The following is a 19170-nucleotide window of genomic DNA, read 5'->3' as shown; positions in this document are numbered from 1 at the left end:
AGTCTTCTTGATGTCGGCGGCAGACGCTGCTCAGATGCCGACTCCTGCCGTCTGGCAGTCGTGCTCCAGACGGTCCGGCGATACGGGAGCCTGTTCCGGAGATTCGATCCCCCGAATCTCCATGTCTTCGAGCAGGTCCATGTACAGACGCTTGGCCTGTTCACAGGCCGCGGGAATGTCGTTCTCCCGTACGTTTTTGTAAATCCCCCGAAGTTTCGCATTGTACAAATTGTGATCCACTTTCACCCAAGCCGGAATGATTTGCATAACAAATTCCCCTCTCCCCAAAAAATAACCTGATCCTGCGCCGGCCCCCGCCGGCGGTAGGACTGTGTACGACACGGATCCGCAGACTTGAAGCACCCCCTGTGCTTCAAGCCGCCATCCGCTTACCTGCAGTGCACGACTGTTCCTTTTTTGCTGGATGCCTTTCCGTATTCGTCTCGAATACGGGTCCCCTGGCGCCCGGCTTCATCGTCAGTTCCCTCCCGTTCTGCGCTCCAACGTTGAAAACTAAATTGTTTTTCATTTCCTAACATAAATTTAAACGTTTTTCCGATTTTTCTCAAACGCTTTTAGCTATTTTCATCAAATCGTCTGAAAATGCGGCAAACCGACTATGAATTACATAAGAAAACAGGTAAAAAAGCCAGTTTCTAAGACTCACGCAAAAATAATAGAGCTTTTTCTAATATTTCTATTCTTTCGACGCTTCGTCTACCGCCTGCAGGACTTCTTCCACATGCCCTTCGACTTTGACTTTGCGCCATTCCCGAATCAAGCGTCCTTCTTCATCCAGCAGGAACGTCGAACGCACGATGCCTTCATATTCTTTGCCGAAATTTTTCTTCAGCTGCCATACACCGAACGCTTCGCTGACCGTGTGCTCCGTATCCGACAGCAGCGGGAAAGGCAGGTCGTATTTGGCGCCGAACTTCTCGTGCGATTTCACGTCGTCCGCGCTGATCCCGATCACGGCCGCGTTCTTGGTCATAAAGTAGCTTTCCGAATCTCGGAAATCGCAGGCCTGCTGCGTGCAGCCCGGCGTCATGTCTTTGGGATAAAAGTAAATCACGAGCTTCTTGCCGCGATAATCGCTGAGCTTGATTTCTTCGCTTCCGACGGCGGGCAGGCTGAATTCCGGTACGATTTGTCCGATCTCTATCATAAGTGAATCGCTCCTTTGGGTGTAAATAGATGGGGGTTGTGCCTGGTGACGCTTCTACGTTCCATCCCATTTTACCAGCAACCCGACGCGCAAGAAAGAAGCCGGCCGCATCGGCCGACTCCCTGGCTGTCGAGAAAGTCCTATTCGTTATAGAAGCGGGTCGGCTGCGGGAGAAATTCGTTCCGGTCGCATGTTGAAATCGGGGAAAAGGATTGAAATTTAGCGGAATTTTCCCGATTAACGGTGCAAGTTCATATCCTGATTTTGGATGAACTTGCACCACAAAGGCGAACACTGTCGTTCCTGCACTGAATTTCTCCCTCCGCCTCCTCGCTTCACTCGGGAGCAGACCTTTCTCAACATGTTGGGAGCCGGTCCAATTGGCCGGCTCCTTCTCCATCCTTGCATATGGCTTCTGCAGTTTCACAGGGCGGCGCCCTAACGAATCGTCATCACTCTATTTGATCGAAACCGGCTCGATAACGGTCGATAAGGATGTAACGATTCGTTAGGTTGTTAAAAAAGCGGAATATCAGCAAATAGCGATACGAGGATTCGTTACCGATCGACGTCCAGGGCACGATCCGTGCCCGCTGACGTCCACCACGCTTCTTGCTCTTTGCCCTTGGCCCTTCCCTCTCTTCCACCGCCGAGCAGGACGCAGCGATCGTAAGGCCCCCTTCTCCCGGAGCGCCTACGCGCCTGCTCGTCTCCCTCGTCTACGATCCTGCTCCGCGGTACTTTTTCACGCCCACGTTCCAGCTTGTCAGGCCGATCGTCAGGAAGGTCGCGGCCATGACCGGCGTCAGCCAGGCCATATGCGTCATCTCCGTCCTGCCGAGGAACAACGACGCCGGATAGATGCCGACAAACGCGAACGGCAGAATCCAGGTCAATAGAAACTGGATCGCGCGGTTGTAGATCGTCACCGGATAGCGGCCGTAGTTCTGGATATTGTACATAAGCGGGATAATGCCGGTCGGCGAATCCGAGTAAAACGACAGCGACGTCAGAGTGATATAGATGCCCGTATAGATCAATGTGGCGCTGATCGCAAACAGAATCAGTACCGGAATATGCCACCACAGCAGTTCGATCCCAAGCTGGCCCCCGCTGATGACCATGATAATCAAACCGATCAGCGAACCGATCAGACCCGGCGGGTCGATGTTTTCCAGGAAAATCTGGAACAGATTATGGGCGGGACGGGTCAGAATGCGGTCCATCTCGCCTTTGACAATATAACGTTCGCTGAAATTCCATAGATTGACGAAGCAGCTGAACAAGCCGAACGGCACCATGAAGAATCCGTATACGAACACGACTTCCGACTCGCTCCAGCCGCCCAGCGTATTCGTATGCCCGAAGACGACGAAGATGAAGATCAGGTTGCTCGCCTGCATCAGCAGATCCGAGACCACTTCGACCCAGAAATCCGCGCGGTACGTCAGCCTTGTTTTCATATAATTCTTGAGATATTCGACAACCAATCCGATATAGTACATACGCTCAACCCCCCTGTACGAACAGCCGCTTGCGCGCCGCCCGCCACGTGAAGAAGATCGGGATCAGCAGAGCGAAGAACCAGATCAGCTGAATGCCGAACACTTCGAGAATCCCGGTGCCCGTCGTGCGTCCCGTGAAGACCGAGCCCGGCAGATACGTGATCGCCTGGAAAGGCAGCCACTGCATGATCGAGCTGAGCCACCCGGGGAACAAACTGATCGGGATGACGAGGCCGGAGAACAGGTCGACGACGACCCGTTTCATCCGCATGATCCCTTCGTTGTTTTCCACGAAAAACGCCATCAGCCCGGTCAGGATGTTCAGCTGCGAGTTGATCAGGAAGCTGAAGAACAGCATGACCAGGAAACCGATCCACGCCAGCGGGTCCGTCGGCAGTCTCACCGGAAACAGCAGCAGCGCCAGCAGCATGCCGGGAATCATGAACAGCGTGAAGCGGAACAGACCTTCGCCGAAGCCCTGCATCATTTTGACGAACAGATAGTTGTAGGGACGGATGAATTGTATCGCGATGGAACCGTCCCGGATATCGGTCGCGATCTCGCGGTCCAGGTTGTTGAAGTAGAACGCGCGCGCCATCCAGGACACCGCGATATACGTCGTCATCTGGGAAGCCGTGAAGCCGCCGATCTCGCCTTTGTCCCCGTAGATGGCCTGCCAGGTGAAGTAGTACACGCCAATATTCAGCATGTAGATCAGGATGCCGGAGTAATAATTGACGCGGTACGCCAGCATGGTGAGAAAACGGATCCGGATAAAGTCGGTATACACGCTAAGCATGGGAATGAGGCCCGCCTTCCGCTACCGCCGGTGTCGGCACGGTCGCCGATCCGGTCTGGTAAATCTGGCGTACGATCTCATCGGTCGTCGTCTCCGTGATCTTGATATCCGTAATGGCGATATCCGCATGGCCGACAACCCGTGCCAGCACATCGGATACGCTCATCTCGCCCGGCACCAGCACTTCGGCGTGCAGATCGTTGTCCGCGGTCCAGCTGACGTCCAGCTCCGATGTGAGCGCCTGCAGACGCGGCAGCGGACAGTGATTGCCGAACTGGAACGTGATGCGCGTGCCCTGTCCCCAGCGGGACTTGAGCGTATCGAGGCCGCCGTCGTAGATGATGCGTCCTTCGTCGAGCATGATGACCCGCGAGCAGAGCGCTTCGATATCCTGCAGATCGTGCGTGGTCAGCAGAATAGTCGTGCCGTGCTGCCGGTTCATGTCTTTGAGGAATTCGCGAATCTCGGTCTTGACGATAATGTCGAGACCGATCGTCGGCTCGTCCAGGAAGACGATCGACGGATTGTGCAGCAGCGCGGCCACCAGCTCGCAGCGCATCCGCTGGCCGAGACTGAGCTTGCGCACGGGGCGGCTGAGCAGCTCGCCCAGATCGAGGCGCTGGACGAGTTCGTCCAGCCGCTTTTTGTAGTCGTTCTCGCCTACGCCGTACACTTTGCGCAGCAGACCGAACGATTCGATCACGCCGATGTCCCACCAGAGCTGACTGCGCTGTCCGAACACGACGCCGATATTGCGGACGAACTTCTCGCGCTCTTCATGCGGCACGTAGCCGCCTACGTTGAGCTTACCGGAAGTCGGGACGAGAATGCCGGTCAGCATCTTGATCGTCGTCGACTTGCCTGCCCCGTTCTCGCCGATGTATCCGCAGATCTCGCCGACGGGGATGGAGAAGGAAATATCGTTGACCGCCGCGACCTCGTTATATTGACGGGAAAACAGATCCTGCAGCGCGCCTTTGAGGCCTTCGCGGTTCTTCTGGACTTTGAACGTTTTGTTCAGATGTTCGACTTCGATGGCGTTCATATGTGTTCCTTTCTCTGATTCCGAATCGGGTCCGGATCGTCTTTTTTGACAGGGAACGCCTGCATACGGTTCAGCGCGAAAAGAAAGGGGTATTCAGCGTTAGGACGCCGGAAGCCTTTCGTGACGGCGGTTTTGCGTATGCGCAGAAGACAATAAAATCGGACAAATTGCCTGACGCTCCGAAAAAAATTATAATGTAGGGATATCGCGAAGGCAAACGGTATTCTCGCGTACTCCCTCCAAAGCGAAAGGAAGAAAACGAATGTCGAAAAGAAAGAAGAGGACCCTGACCTGGGTGCTTTCGATTATTTTGGTCTCCGCGGGCGGTTATGCGGCTTTCTACTTCACCAGCTTGTACAATCAGGTATCGGGTCTGCAAAAGGTAGGCGAGAGTTCGCCGTTCCGCAGTCTTCCCGTCACCGAGACGACAACCGTGCAGGATCCTCCGAAGTGGGAAGGCAGCGAGCCGGTCAATATTCTGCTGATGGGCGTGGATGCCCGGGGCGTCGATGAAGGAGAAATTCCCCGTTCGGACTCGATGATTGTCGCTTCGATCGATCCCGTCGACAAAACGATCAATCTGTTCTCCATTATGCGCGACACCTACACCGACATTCCCGACCATGGCAAGCAGCGGATCAACGCCGCCATTACCCACGGGCCCAATACTGCCATGCAGACCGTTTCCGATCTGCTCGGCATTCCGATCCAATATTACGTATATACCGACTTCCAGGGCTTCATCAAACTGGTGGATGCCGTAGGCGGAGTCGATTTTTATGTGGAAAAAGACATGCATTACGTCAGTGCGGCCGATCAGCATCTGTACGATATCGACCTGAAACAGGGTCAGCAGCATCTCGACGGAACAACGGCGCTGCAGTATGTCCGCTTCCGTCACGATCAGCTGTCCGATTTCAGCCGTACCGGACGCCAGCGCGAATTCCTGCAGGCGATCGCCGACAAGCTGAAGACCTCGACTTCGATTATGAATCTGCCGAATATTCTCGAACAGGTCAGCCCGTACATCGATACCAATCTGAGCGTCGGCGACATGTGGAAACTGGCAACCGTCGCCTACGACAGCAAAATGGGCGGCAGCGAGCAGATTCCGCCGGCCAGCCTGCTGGTTGAAGAACGAGTCGACGGTGCGGCCGTATTGTCCGTCAGCAGCGAAGAAAAGCTCAAGCAGTTTATCCAGGACACGCTGGACGCTTCGGCCCAAGCCGGACAAACGCCCGCAGCGCCCGGCGGATCCGGCCCGGCCGCGGAAGAAGACGGAACCGATGGCGAAGCGGAGATCGAGCGCGCTCCCGTATCGGCCGTGCCGACTCCATCGGCAGCCAACAGCGAAGCGTTGGTCGCAGACGGCGGTCCGCAGCAGTAAATCTGCCGAAACGTAACCAAATCGTCCCTGTACGTCAACCGCAAAATTCGTTACGCTTAAAGAGCGCCTTTTGACAAAGGCGCTCAACGTGTCGAGAAAGTCGTATTCCAAACAAAGTGAGGAGGCGGAGGGAGAAATTCAGTGAAGGAACGATAGTGTTCGCCTTTGTGGTGCAAGTTCATCCAAAATCAGGATATGAACTTGCACCGTTAATCGGGAAAATTCCGCTGAAATTTAATCTTTTTCTCGATTTCAACACGCGACCGGAACGAATTTCTCCCGCAGCTGACGAGCTTCTACAACGAATAGGACTTTCTCGACAGCCTGAGCGCCTTTTGACAAAGGCGCTCTTTTCCTTGAGGCGGCTCAAACCGTCTGTACCGCAACCTTCATATCGAAAGGATCGTGTATCATGAATCGTCCAAATTCCGAAAAGCTTTACGCTGAAGCGCTTGAACATATCGTCGGAGGCGTCAACAGTCCTTCCCGCTCGTTCAAAGCGGTAGGCGGCGGCGCTCCCGTCTTCATGCAGCGGGGCCAGGGTTCCCGTTTCTGGGATGTCGACGGCCACGAATATATCGATTACCTGGCCGCTTACGGCCCGATCATCACGGGACATGCCCATCCCCATATTACCGAAGCGATCGTCCGTGCCGCGCAGAACGGGACGCTCTACGGAACGCCGACCGAACTTGAGATCAAGCTCGCGAAAATGCTCAAAGACGCGATTCCGTCGATGAACAAAGTCCGCTTCGTCAATTCCGGTACGGAAGCCGTCATGTCGACGATCCGGGTCGCCCGCGCCTACACGAAGCGCTCGAAGATCATCAAATTCGCCGGCTGCTATCACGGTCACTCCGACCTGGTGCTCGTCGCGGCGGGCTCCGGCCCTTCCACGCTTGGGATTCCGGACAGTGCCGGCGTACCGGCCAGCATCGCCCAGGAAGTCATTACCGTGCCGTTTAACGATCTCCAGGGCCTTGAAGAAGCTCTCAACCGCTGGGAAGGCGAAATCGCGGCCGTTATGGTCGAGCCGATCGTCGGCAACTTCGGTATGGTCATGCCCGAGAAAGGTTTCCTCGAAGGGCTCTGCAAGCTGGCACACGATCATGGCGCGCTCGTCATTTACGACGAAGTCATCACCGCATTCCGTTTCCACTACGGTTCGGCGCAGACGTTCGGCGAGCTGGACAACCATGATGCCATCATGCCCGATCTGACGGCGCTTGGCAAGATACTCGGCGGCGGACTGCCGATCGGCGCCTACGGCGGCCGCAGACACGTGATGGAACAGGTTGCTCCGCTCGGACCGGCTTATCAGGCGGGCACCATGGCCGGCAACCCGGCTTCCGTCTCGGCGGGCATCGCCTGCCTGGAAGTCCTGCAGGGCGAAGGCGTCTATGACGAGATGAACCGACTGGCGATTCGCCTGACGGACGGCATCGCGGAATCGGCGCAGCGCCGAGGCGTGCCGCTGACGATCAACCGGATCCGCGGATCGTTCTCGACCCATTTCTGCGACCATCCGGTCACCAACTACGAACAGGCGCAGGACACCGACGGCGAAGCGTTCGCCGCTTTCTTCCGCGGCATGCTTGATCGCGGAATCTGCCTGGCTCCTTCGAAATACGAAGCCTGGTTCCTGACGACCGCGCATACCGACGCGGATATCGACGCCACGCTTGCGGCAGCGGACGAGACGTTCAAATCGATGCGTTGAGCCTTAACCTGGGCTGCCGCACGATGATGTGATCTCGCGGCCGATTCTCCGGAATCCTGCCGCCGACGCTTCTTCAGGCGCCAACGTAGAAAAGGCTTTTCCCTATGCGGGAAAAGCCTCAACGTGTCGAGAAAGTATGATTCCGAGAGAAGCGAGGAGGCGGAGGGAGAAATTCAGTGAAGGAAAGATAGTGTTCGCCTTTGTGGTGCAAGTTCATCCAAAATCAGGATATGAACTTGCACCGTTAATCGGGAAAATTCCGCTAAAATCCAATCCTTTTTCCCGATTTCAACACGCGACCGAAACGAATTTCTCCCGCAGCCGACAAGCTTCTCTTACGAATAGGACTTTCTCGACAGCCTGAGGCTTTTCCCTATGCGGGAAAAGCCTTTTTCTGTGCAGCAAAAAAAGCGGCGGCCTTCTGCCAGCTCCCCCTGCAAGCGCAGTAAACGGCAGGCCGAGAATAATCAGAGTACCTGTCCCCTATAAATCGTATCGTGGCTGTCTGACCGCATTCCTATTTTCCGATCCTGCTTCTTCCAAATAACCGCCTGAGAGCACTTATTCGGCTTAAACCTCCTCTTTTCAATAAAATAACTGCAGGAGAACCGCTATGTAGAGGGTCTGGCCTCTTATTCCGCTTTATTTTTAAAAATAGCTGTTCCGTGGCAGTTATTTTGCAAAACCGGGCGGCCCGGGCATGAATAACCGCTCCTACGCTGTTATTTATCGCAGTCGGCATTCGAACAGCCTTTTTTGCCAGGTGATCGTTCTCCACAGCCTCTGTTTGCGTGCCCTTACTAGAGAAGCCGCCAGCAGCCCAAAGTTGTCGAAATCTCCTATTCTGGTGAAAAGCCCCCTAAATCGGTTATGATAAAAAGAAAACCGTATGCGGAGGGAGAGTCCATGGACGACGATAAAGAGCAGCGCCGCAAAAATCTCAAAGTCATTCAGTTCGACAAAAATGCCGAAGACCTGGTCGAAAGCGAGAAACCGACCGTCACGTTCGACGATGTCGGCGGACTCGAAGAAATCAAGAAAAAGATCCGTATGAACTTTATTCTGCCGCTCAAGCAGCCCGAATTGTTCGCGGCCTACGGCCGAAAAGCGGGCGGTTCCCTGCTGCTGTACGGTCCTCCCGGATGCGGCAAGACGTTTCTGGCCCGCGCCGTAGCCGGCGAGATCGACGCCAGCTTCCTGCATCTGGAGCTGCAGGCCATCCTGTCGATGTATACCGGAGGCAGCGAGCACAATCTCCACGGCATTTTTGAAAAAGCTCGCGCCGAAGCGCCCTGTGTCCTGTTTATCGACGAATTGGACGCATTGGGCGGCAGCCGCCACGGCATGCGCCAGCATCACGACCGCATGCTGGTCAATCAGCTGCTGCTGGAACTGGACGGACTCGAAAGCTTTAACGAAAACGTCTTTATCATCGGAGCCACCAATACGCCGTGGTATCTCGATTCCGCGCTCCGCCGTCCGGGACGCTTCAACAACCTGCTGTTTGTGACGCCGCCCGAGGAAGAAGAGCGCGACACCATTCTCAAGCTCAAGCTGGCCGGCAAACCGGCAGACACCGTCAACGTGCGCAAACTCGCCGAGAGCACGCCGCTGTTCTCCGGGGCGGATCTCGAGCAGCTGGTGCGCGACGCGACCGAACTTGCGCTCGAACGCGCCATGGAGACGGGCGAAATCCAGCCGCTTGCGGATACGGATTTCCGGCGCGTCTTGAAGAGCCGTCAGGCCTCCACGCTCGACTGGTTCTCCACCGCACGCAATTATGCGACATTCAGCGATACGAACGGCGAATATGCGCAGGTCCTCGAATTTATCAAAAAGCATAAAATCCGTTAAATCCATTTGGGCCGGCAGCGGAATACAGGAGGTCCCCTATGAGTGAACAAACGAACGGCCCGGTCCCGCCGGGCCTGCGCGCCGAGCGTTTTGAGCGGCTGATTGATTGGGGCCGGTACAAGGACGCGCTGGCCGAAGCCGGCAATTGGCTGCGCGAAGAACCGGAAACGCCGGAACCCTACAACGCGCTGGCGCTGGCTTATGTCCATACGGAAGAATACGACCGGGCTCTCGCCTGCACGGACCAAGCGCTGCGTCTGAGTCCCGATGACGAGGACGGCTGGTTCCTGCGTGCCGTCGTGTATTACTCGACCCAGGATTGGGCGCAGATGAAGGAAGCCGCACAGGAAGGCCTGCGTATCAATCCGTATCGCGCGCATCTGCATTACCTCCTGGCCAATATGTACAATAAGCAGGGCAAGTTCGAGCAGGCTTACCCGAGTATCGCCCAGGCGCTGGATATCGATACGCAGAACGGCTTGTACCATGCGCTGTACAGTTATGTCCTGGCGAATCTGCGGCGTTTCGACGATTCGCGCGCGGCTGCCGAAACCGCACTGCAAAACGATGTGGAGCGCCCCCAGACGTTTCTCTATCTCGGGTGGGCCGCCGACCGGCGCGGCGACGCGAAGACGGCCAAGACAATGATGGAGCAGGCGATCCGGCTGAATCCGGACGACGAGCAGACCCGGACCGAATACATGGAAGCCCTGCAGAAGAACTATTGGTTTTACCGGATCTTCACGCTGCCCGTGTTCTTTCGCCGCTTTAAGCCCTGGCAGCTGGTGCTGACCTGGATCATCGCGTCCATCTTGTTCCGGCCCCTCATTATTCTGCTGGTGATTTTGTATATGCTGAGCTTCATGCTCAGCAAAGCGTTCGTCCATGTGCAGGTCTACGGCTGGAGACGCGCACCAAAAAGGCTGGGGAAATAATCCCCGCCTTTTCCTTGTGCCTTTCGAACCCGTCCCTACTCCCGATACTGACGCAAAAACTCGCGGCGGCGTCCGTCCGGATCCAGCAGCACCCGGCGGATCTCCGCTTCCGAAATCGGCTTGACGATATAAGCCTGCATCCCGCTGCCCAAACACTCCTCCGCAAAGCCCGGCCGTACAAAAGCGGTGACCGCAACCATATACGGAATAGATTCTTCCGGCAGAACCTGCCGGATCAGGCGCGCTGCCGTCATCCCGTCCATCTGCGGCATCTGCACATCCATAAAGATCAGGTCGTAGCGCTTCTTCACGACCGCTTCGAAAGCTTCGATTCCGTTCTCCACGACATCCGCCCGGATCCCGGATTTCCCTACCATCTCTACGAGCAGCCTGCGGTTGACCGGATGATCTTCCGCAATCAGAACACGCAGTTCTTGGAGGCTCTCCGGCGTTTCCGAAGAGAATTGTGCAAGAGAATCGGGAGCAGCCTGTTCGCCGTTTTTCCCGGCCAATTCCGCCTCGTTCGACATTTCAATTCGGCACGGAAGGGTAAAGCGGAAAGTCGATCCCGTTCCTTCGAGGCTCTCCACCCGGATTGTCCCGCCCATCAATTCGACCAGCCGTTTGCAGATCGACAAGCCAAGCCCCGTCCCGCCGTACTTGCGGTTCAATTCGGGATGCAGCTGCGAGAACGATTGGAACAAACGCCCCAGCTGATTCTCCGCAATACCGACTCCGGTGTCCTGCACGCGGAACTCCAGCACGGGTTCCCGCTCGCTGGATCCCGGGACGGTCTCGACAAACACGGTGATCGAACCGGTCTCCGTGAATTTGATCGCGTTGCCGATCAGATTGATCAGCACCTGTCTGAGCCGGCCCGGATCGGTTACGATCTCTTCGGGCACGCTTGGAGAGACTTCCCAGCTAAGATGGACGCCTTTCTCCGCCGCCCGCGGGGCAAACAGCTCGGCGGCGGCTCCCACCAACGGAACGACCGCAAAACTTTCCGGTTCCAGGGAAAGGCTGCCCGCATCGATCTTGCTGAAATCCAGCACATCGTTCAGAATCCGCATCAACGAGACGCCGCTTTCCTGAATAATCTCGGCATACTCGCGCTGTTCCTGCGTCAATCCGGTATCGAGAAGTAGGTCGGTCATTCCGATCACGCCGTTCATCGGCGTGCGGATCTCATGGCTCATCATCGCCAGGAATTCCGATTTGGCCGATGCCGTTTGTTCGGCCAGCTCTTTCTGGCGCATGACTTCGCGTTCGTTCGTCAGATCCCGGAACACGACGACAGCCCCTTGAATCCGGCCTTTGTCCACGATCGGGTTGACCGTATACTGCACCAGACAGCTCGACCCGTCTTTTTTCCACATGACGCCTTCTTGAACCGAACGCGAGATGCCGTCGTGCACGGTGCTGCAGATCGGACATTCTTCCACGCTGTACGCCACACCGCCCATCCCCGAATGAACCAGCAGAGTATGATTGTCGTGCCCAATAAACTCTTCTTGTTCATAACCGAGCAGGTTCAGGGCAGCCGGATTCGTGAAAATGGTTTTTCCATCCGTCCCGATCCCGAAGATCCCTTCGGATACGGAGTTCAAGATCAGCGTATACTCGTAACCGAGCTGTTCGATCCGCCGCGTATATTGTTTGCGTTCGGTAATATCGCCGGCAATGCCGTATACGCCCACGACCTCGCCTTCCACAAAAATCGGAACATTCGTGATATGCAGCTCCAGCTTTTCACCCGTGGCACGCTCGATCTCCGCTTCGTAATTCTGCGGAATCCCGCGGCAGGCCGCTTCAAAATGCCGATTCGTGCGTGCCAGATTTTCATCGCGGATCACGGAACGGTACGATTTGCCGATCAGTTCTTCTTTTCCGAGACCGAGCAGATCCGCCATACTGTCATTACAAGAGGTATAAATGCCTTCCAGACTAAGCGAATACACACCGGACGGATTGTAGTCGAACAACGAACGATAGCGTTCTTCGCTCTCCTGCAGCTTTCTTTGTGCGAGCTTGCGCTCGGTCACATCCCGCGAGACTCCGATAATCTCCAGCGGTTCGCCCGTATGTTCGTCGTACGTGAAACTGGCCGCGCTCTCCAGCCAGACGTAATCGCCGTTTCGCGTCTTGGCGCGGAATTCCACCGTATGCGACGTATCGCCTCCCGCGACAATCCGCAGATAATCGGCAACCTTCTCGGCATCTTCGGGATGAAAAACTTTAAAAGAGCTTTGTCCGACCAGTTCTTCCGGCTTGTAGCCAAGAATATGTTCGGACGCCGGCGACAAATACAGAAACACCGAGTCCACCGTCTGCCGGGTAAACAGATCCAGCGAGTGTTCGGAAATCAGACGGAATTCCAGCTCGCTTTGGCGAATCTGCCGCTCCATGTCCGTCTGCCGCGTAATATCCTGAATACTTCCGATCAAGTGGGTCTCATCGGTCATTTTCCCCTGCGACCGTACGGTGCGCCGCTCTCCTTTATCCGTGAGCAGGCTGTAGGTGATATCGTATTCTCCGCCGGACAGCCGGTCCTCGAGCAGCTTGGCGACGCGGTCACGGTCCTCCGGGATAATCCGCTTCATCATATCTCCCGGCCCGTTGACCAACTCCCGTTCATCGATTCCGAATACGTCGTACAGCAGATCGGAATACTCCTGTTTGCCCGTCTCGAGATCCCATTCCCAAAATACGATCCTCGCCATCGCCTCGGCTTGTTTATACCGTTCGGACGTCTCCCTCAGCTTACGCTCGAGCGTTTTGGCGGACGTCGCATCGCGGCAGACCACATAGACGCCGACACGCTCGCCTTCATGGTCCAGCGGAACAAAATTCAACTGGAGATATTTCCTGCCGCCGGCTTTGTGCCGGGTTTCAAGATCCATGCCTACCGTAACTCCAGATTCGGCCTGGGCAAAACAATGCCGCAAATCGGCTGCCTGTTCACTCGATACCCCTTGTTCGGCTTCGATCAGATCGGCCAGTTCCAGAGCCGTAAAGCCCGTCATTTCCAAGAAAGCCGGATTCACATCAATGACCCAACCGGTACGATCCAGTACCACAATTCCGTCTGGATGGTTCATTAACAAAGAACGGTACAATCCGGCCGCCGACACCACCTGTGCAAGTCTATCGTTTCGATTCTGCTCCAACCTCGGTATCCCCTTAATCAAAAAGATAATGAGCCTTTTGATGTTTCTTTCCGTCGATCATGTGTTAGTCATTACCCCAGCCGAGCGAGAAAAAAACGAATTGGCCGGATACAGGGAATTCGCAGCGTGCCGAGACTCGGTTTGTTATCTTTTTTCGTGCCGATAAAAAAAATCCGGAGACGGCAGAAGCCATTTCCGGATCGGTTTGATTTCTTGTATGCAGGCAAGGTTCCGCTCGGCTCAACGATTCACGAATACCGTACGCAAACGCGGGGTGTACTGAACATCGAAGCCCAGGCCGTCCGCCAGCACCGCAAGCGGTACGTAGGTTTTCGAGACTCCGTTCACTTTCTCGGTAAAGGCTGCAATCGGGATAGCCGTTTCTTGGCCGTTGACGGTGATCGCTTTTTTCCCTACGGGAATCGAGACACTGCGGCCGTCCACTACGATGCTGGCCGTCGCCGCCTTATTGTTCCATTTCAGCTCGGCTCCGAGCGCATCGGTGATGTCGCGCAGGACGACAAAGGTCGTGCCGTTTTTCAGAATCGGCTTGAATGCCGTGTTCAATTCCGTGCCGGATACGACTACCGCTACGGTCGCTGCCGGAACGGGAGCGCTCGGCGTCCGGTATTCTTTCCAGATCTGCTCGGAGAAGGCTTTGGCGAATACTTCGTAACCGGTCTGATTGGGATGGATATCCCGGCGGGCAATATGCGTCAGCTGCATTTCACGGCCGATAAACAGCGGCGTCATATTGACCGTTTCGATATGGGCACCCGCCGCATTCTGCGCGGTTACGACTCCGCTCAGCGTCGAAGTGTACGCGGCTGCAGCCTGGTTCAGCGTGGCATACAGCGATTTGGCCGCGATGGCCGGAATCGGCTGATACTGGTCGGCTACGACGATACGGGCATTGGGATTAATCTCGCGCAGATCCCCGAGCACCTGACCCAGATTGACAGCGTAGGTTTGAAGCAGCGCTTCGACCTTGGGCGTCAATTCTTCCGCGGTCGGCAGTTGGCTGCCTGTAATCAGCGGAAGAAGATCGTTGCCGCCGATTGTAATCGTGATCACATCGGCTTCGGCCACATCGGCGCGGATTCCTGCCGTATCGGCGGCGAATACAGCCGCATTCGGATCGCGAAGTCCGGCTTGAATAGCGTCGGCCGTCGTATTCGTACCGGCGCGAATCGCTTCGATATAATGCTCGAGTCCGGCCGAATTCAGACCCGATATACCGTAATTGTCCACTTCCGAACGTCCATGGAAGCTTGCCTGCTCCGCAAGACGGGGAACAAATCCGTAGTAATCGGCCTGTGCCTTGTCGGGCTCGTAACCGGCCGTCAGCGAATCGCCGAACGAGACGATTTTGTAGGTCTCGCCCGCCGCGTAGGTGCTTGAAACGCCTGCCAGTCCGAAGGCCGGAAGCACCAGCGCGGTGCACATCAGCGCTTTCAAGCTTTTTGTCCATGTTGTTGTTGTCATTGTTGTTCCCTTCCGGTCTCTGCGGACCGTTCAAATAGATTCGGCTGACGGCTTGCGGATCAAAAATCCGATATTCAAAAATCACCGTCGCATCCGGAAAAGGTTCCGGATACGGCGGCCTGACGAACGTGAATCGGCTTGCCTTATTTGCGGCTGTCGCCCGGATCTTCAGGCGGCCGCGTCTGGGTCTTTTTGAGGTAATCGTCGTAGCGGTCGTCGATCTCTTCCGCCATCTGCCGGTACAGACGGGTTTCTTCGACGATCGGATCAAGCGTCGATTGAATCCGGATCTCGTAGCGCGGCGAAATCTGTTCGCGTTCCTTGCGTTCGCGGTCGTCGTCTTTCAGTTCGCCTTCCGTCAGCAGTTCGCGGAGTTCTTCCTCCACTGCTTCCTGTCCGGGTCTGCGGATCTCCTCATCGCTCATCTCTATTCCTCCTCGGGAGTTTTAGCCAAGAGACTTTGGATAGACCGGATTCAGAATCCGGTCGCGTCCGATTCCTTAAGCACCGTAAGCATTTCCGCGTGCAGAGCGCCGTTGGTGGCGACGATATTGCGTACGCCCAGATGATAGCTTTCGCCAAGCGTATCGGTCACTTTGCCGCCGGATTCGGCAACGAGCAGAGCTCCCGCCGCAATATCCCAAGCATTCAAGCCCGATTCCCAGTAACCGCTGAGGCGGCCGGCCGCCACGTGGGCGAGATGCAGAGCCGCGGATCCTCCGGCGCGCAGACTGCGGGCGCGAGGAGCAAGCGCCGCGATGCCCCGAAGATTGATCGGCAGCTTGACCACCGGATCGGCCGGGAAGCCTACGGCGATCAACCCTTCGGCCAGACGTTCTTCTCCGGATACGGCCATGCGCGCTCCGTGCACATAAGCGCCTTTGCCTTTCTCGGCCACGAACATTTCGTCTCGGGACGGATCGTAGATCACTCCGATGATCACTTCGCCGTGATGCGCGAGAGCGATCGAGATCGAATAGAACGGGAATCCATGCACAAAGTTGGTCGTGCCGTCGATCGGATCGATGATCCACAGGTATTCTTCATCCTGCGCTTCGGCAAGAGCGCTGATTGCGGCCGCTTCGCCGGGTTCCACACTTTCTTCGCCAAGAATCGCATGATCCGGAAAATGGGTGAGAATCAGCCGCCGAATCATCTGCTCGGCGCCTTTGTCGACTTCCGTCACCAAATCCTGGGCCGACGTTTTGGTCGAGAGCTGTTCGTGCATGCCCAATTTGCTTTTGATCCATTCGCCTGCTTTGGCGGCTGCATTGATCGCAACCGCGGTATAACTTTTGCCCGTCAGGACATAAGGAACTTTTTCATTCGATTCCACAGTATAACCGCCTTTCTTGAGCTGCTTGTTGGACAAGGTACGGGCGTTGGAGAACCGCCGGGAGCGGGAAGGGAGGGCGGGCCTGGATTCTCGGCAGGAGCGGGAAGGGCTCGCTTGGCGCGGGATCTGCAAATCGCCTTGCCCGGAGGGATCGGCAATTTGCAGATCCTATCCTATCCCATTACGTGATATCCGCCGTCCACATAGATCACTTCTCCCGTAATCCCGCGGGACAACCCGCTGAGCAGGAACATCGCCGTATCTCCGACTTCGGCCGTCTCCGTCGTGCGGCGAAGAGGAGCTTTCTCTTCAACAACTTTCAGGATCGAGTTGAAATCGCTGATGCCTTTGGCGGCCAGGGTACGGATCGGGCCGGCGGAAATGGCGTTCACCCGAATGCCCGTCGGACCAAGGTCGGCGGCCAGGTAGCGGACGGACGCTTCTAGAGCGGCTTTGGCTACGCCCATCACGTTATAATTGCGCATTACGCGCTCGGCGCCCATATACGTCATGGTCACGATGCCGCCGCCTTCGCTCATCAAAGGATGCAGCTTCTGCGCCACGGCAACCAGCGAGTACGAACTGATATCGTGAGCCAGAGCGAAGCCGTCGCGGGAAGTATCGACAAACTGTCCCGACAGGTCTTCCGCTTTGGCAAAAGCGATGCAGTGGGCAATCCCGTGCAGCACCCCGAATTCATCCTTGAGTCTCTCGGCCAGCGTTCCGATCTCCGCGTCGTCCGTCACGTTGCAAGGCAGTACGACCGAGTTCGGCAGCGTATCGGCCAGTTTGCGAACCCGGCCTTCCACCCGCTCGCTCTCGTACGTAAAGGCCAGTCTCGCGCCCTGCGCGGACAAACTTTGCGCAATGCCCCAGGCGATGCTGCGATCGTTCGCCACGCCCATCACCAAGATATTTTTACCCGCCAACAGTTCTCCCATAATCCGTTCCTCCCAATTTTCCGTTCGTTATTCCTTGTCTCCGAAAAACATTTCATGCGCCAATGCCGTCAGCACGCGCGATTCCTCGTCCGTCAGCTTGCGCACCAGATCCAGCTCGACCTGCGTGATCTCTTTATCCTGAAAATTGATCTCCGCGATCGAAGCGGTGACGAGTACAATCGCAACGGCTTGGTTGTCGGGGCTATAGGCAATCACTTTTTGACCGGTCGGAAATACGCGGAAACCGTCTTTGCGCATTTTGCCGCGTCCGTACTCGAGCAGTTCGTACAGTTCCTGCTCGCTTTTGAATTTGCAGACCGAGTTGAATTCCGTTTCAAATCCCATAGTTAGCTCTCCTTTCGATCGAATGATCTGCTGACTGCTGAAGATCAAGAGTCAAAAATTAAAGATTCAAAGATTAAAGGCTCGCTCGGCGCGGGAACCAAACTTTGCTTAGCCCGGAGGGGTATGCAAAGTTTGGTTCCTATCTTCCGTATTGAAGGTTGGTGCGGGCTTCATGGCGTTCCAGAGCCAGTTCGATCAGACGGTCGAGCAGGGCCTGATAAGACATCCCGGTTTCGCGCCAGAGAAGAGGGTACATACTGAACGGCGTAAAGCCGGGCATCGTGTTCACTTCATTAATGAGAATCTTGTTGTCGGAGCGCCGCACGAAGAAGTCGGCGCGGCACAGGCCGCTGCCTTCGACGGCTTTGAAAGCGCGAATGGCAAGTTCGCGGAGGGAATCGGCCAGGTCGGCATCGACCGGAGCCGGGATCATCATCTCGGACTTGCCGTCGATATACTTCGCATTATAGTCGTAATAATCGCCGGAAGAGACGATTTCGCCCGGTACGGAAGCCTGCGGGTCGTCGTTGCCGAGCACGCCGACTTCAAGTTCGCGTCCGTCGATGAATGTCTCGATCAGCACTTTGCGGTCATAGCGCAGCGCAAGTTCCACGGCATCGATCAGGGCTTCCTGGTCGCCGGCTTTGGAAATGCCGACGCTCGAGCCCAGGTTCGCAGGCTTGACGAAGCACGGATAGCCGAGCTTGGTCTCCGCTTCCTGAAGCAGATCGTGCCGGCTGATACGCCAATCGCGCTCTCCGAAAGCAATATACTCGCCCTGTTCCAGCCCGGCGGCCGCAAACAGCTTTTTCATGACGTCTTTGTCCATACCGGCCGAAGACGACAATACGCCCGCGCCGACGTAAGGCAGTCCGGCCATTTCGAACAATCCCTGCACGGTACCGTCTTCGCCGAATGTGCCGTGAAGAAGCGGGAACATCACATCGATGCCGCTCTCTTGGCCGCTCAGCGAAGCGAACAAAGCGCCCGCCGCTTCGGACGTACCGCCCGCCGCCACATCCAGTTTCATTTCTTCCACCGAATTCATCGGCCCACTCAAAACGGAACCCATTCGCCACTCGCCCTGAAGGGTAATATAAAAAGGAACAATCTCGTATTTCGCGTAATCGAAAGCGTTCATTACCGCAAAACCGGTCTGCAGCGAAATCTCGTGTTCGCCCGATTTTCCGCCGTATACCAATCCTACCGTTACTTTGTTTGCTGTCATGTCTAAGCCCCCGTCAATTCGTTAAAATCTCTCTCACCAGTATAGAGGATAGGCGCTCCGCCTGCAAAGAAAACCCGCATACCGCGCCGGCCCGAAAATCGAAATCCGGCGGCTGTTTCGTGGCAAAAAGGACTTTACGCGCCGTATTGTAAACGTTATAATTAAATTAGATATTTTTGAAATTTAGTTTCACTCAATGAAACTTCGTAAAATCAGTCCATGATTCCCGGAACGGAAAAGCGCCTTCAACGG

General features: G+C 55.9%; 16 protein-coding genes. 4 read left to right on the top strand and 12 right to left on the bottom strand.

The features are described 5' to 3' along the window. Positions 1 to 30 precede the first annotated feature (30 nt). The 5 genes from HRQ60_RS15255 to HRQ60_RS15235 all read right to left on the bottom strand — a co-directional run bounded on the left by HRQ60_RS15255 (position 31) and on the right by HRQ60_RS15235 (position 4517). Positions 31 to 267, bottom strand: coding sequence for a hypothetical protein (locus HRQ60_RS15255; protein ID WP_172196869.1), 237 nt, complete (start codon positions 265 to 267; stop codon positions 31 to 33). A gap of 430 nt (positions 268 to 697) precedes the next feature. Continuing rightward, positions 698 to 1168, bottom strand: coding sequence for a thioredoxin-dependent thiol peroxidase (gene bcp / locus HRQ60_RS15250; protein ID WP_172196867.1), 471 nt, complete (start codon positions 1166 to 1168; stop codon positions 698 to 700). A gap of 719 nt (positions 1169 to 1887) precedes the next feature. Next, a complete protein-coding gene (locus HRQ60_RS15245) occupies positions 1888 to 2673 on the bottom strand; it encodes an ABC transporter permease (RefSeq protein WP_172196865.1) in 786 nt (261 codons plus the stop codon). A gap of 4 nt (positions 2674 to 2677) precedes the next feature. Next, entirely contained in the window at positions 2678 to 3472 is a 795-nt protein-coding gene (locus tag HRQ60_RS15240; protein WP_172196863.1) for an ABC transporter permease, read from the bottom strand. Next, the gene (locus tag HRQ60_RS15235) at positions 3465 to 4517 is read right to left on the bottom strand and encodes an ABC transporter ATP-binding protein (RefSeq protein WP_172196861.1); all 1053 of its coding nucleotides are present in this window, start codon (positions 4515 to 4517) and stop codon (positions 3465 to 3467) included. The genes HRQ60_RS15240 and HRQ60_RS15235 overlap by 8 nt, the downstream gene beginning before the upstream one ends. Positions 4518 to 4779: 262 nt before the next feature. Here HRQ60_RS15235 and HRQ60_RS15230 point away from each other — a divergent pair, with 262 nt between their 5' ends. From HRQ60_RS15230 to HRQ60_RS15215, 4 genes are all read left to right on the top strand, one after another. Then, a complete protein-coding gene (locus tag HRQ60_RS15230; protein WP_172196859.1) occupies positions 4780 to 5904 on the top strand; it encodes an LCP family protein in 1125 nt (374 codons plus the stop codon). Positions 5905 to 6316: 412 nt separating this feature from the next. Further along, positions 6317 to 7624: a glutamate-1-semialdehyde 2,1-aminomutase gene (locus tag HRQ60_RS15225; protein WP_172196857.1), complete on the top strand. Its 1308-nt coding sequence runs from the start codon at positions 6317 to 6319 to the stop codon at positions 7622 to 7624. A 906-nt stretch (positions 7625 to 8530) separates the two neighbouring features. Next, a complete protein-coding gene (locus HRQ60_RS15220; protein ID WP_172196855.1) occupies positions 8531 to 9478 on the top strand; it encodes an ATP-binding protein in 948 nt (315 codons plus the stop codon). A 38-nt stretch (positions 9479 to 9516) separates the two neighbouring features. Beyond that, the gene (locus HRQ60_RS15215) at positions 9517 to 10413 is read left to right on the top strand and encodes a tetratricopeptide repeat protein (RefSeq protein ID WP_172196853.1); all 897 of its coding nucleotides are present in this window, start codon (positions 9517 to 9519) and stop codon (positions 10411 to 10413) included. 35 nt (positions 10414 to 10448) lie between these two features. On the opposite strand, the gene HRQ60_RS15210 is transcribed toward HRQ60_RS15215, so the two are convergent. The 7 genes from HRQ60_RS15210 to HRQ60_RS15180 form a co-directional block, all read right to left on the bottom strand. Then, on the bottom strand, positions 10449 to 13583 hold the full coding sequence (locus tag HRQ60_RS15210) for a PAS domain S-box protein (protein ID WP_172196851.1): 3135 nt from the start codon (positions 13581 to 13583) through the stop codon (positions 10449 to 10451). Positions 13584 to 13823: 240 nt separating this feature from the next. Beyond that, complete coding sequence (locus tag HRQ60_RS15205; RefSeq protein ID WP_172196849.1) at positions 13824 to 15068, bottom strand: stalk domain-containing protein; 1245 nt, start codon at positions 15066 to 15068, stop codon at positions 13824 to 13826. Positions 15069 to 15211: 143 nt separating this feature from the next. Continuing rightward, positions 15212 to 15493, bottom strand: a complete 282-nt coding sequence (locus HRQ60_RS15200; RefSeq protein ID WP_172196847.1) for a hypothetical protein — start codon at positions 15491 to 15493, stop codon at positions 15212 to 15214. Positions 15494 to 15543: 50 nt separating this feature from the next. Continuing rightward, on the bottom strand, positions 15544 to 16404 hold the full coding sequence (locus tag HRQ60_RS15195; RefSeq protein ID WP_172196845.1) for an inositol monophosphatase: 861 nt from the start codon (positions 16402 to 16404) through the stop codon (positions 15544 to 15546). Between the two features lie 173 nt (positions 16405 to 16577). Further along, positions 16578 to 17345, bottom strand: a complete 768-nt coding sequence (gene fabI / locus HRQ60_RS15190) for an enoyl-ACP reductase FabI (RefSeq protein WP_172196843.1) — start codon at positions 17343 to 17345, stop codon at positions 16578 to 16580. A 27-nt stretch (positions 17346 to 17372) separates the two neighbouring features. Then, positions 17373 to 17690: a hypothetical protein gene (locus tag HRQ60_RS15185; protein WP_172196841.1), complete on the bottom strand. Its 318-nt coding sequence runs from the start codon at positions 17688 to 17690 to the stop codon at positions 17373 to 17375. 139 nt (positions 17691 to 17829) lie between these two features. Further along, complete coding sequence (locus HRQ60_RS15180; protein ID WP_172196839.1) at positions 17830 to 18918, bottom strand: D-alanine--D-alanine ligase; 1089 nt, start codon at positions 18916 to 18918, stop codon at positions 17830 to 17832. Between the last annotated feature and the right edge of the window lie 252 nt (positions 18919 to 19170).

This window comes from Saccharibacillus qingshengii (assembly GCF_013185195.1).
GTDB classification, from domain to species: Bacteria; Bacillota; Bacilli; order Paenibacillales; family Paenibacillaceae; genus Saccharibacillus; species Saccharibacillus qingshengii.
This window is presented reverse-complemented; position numbering and strand designations above follow the sequence as displayed.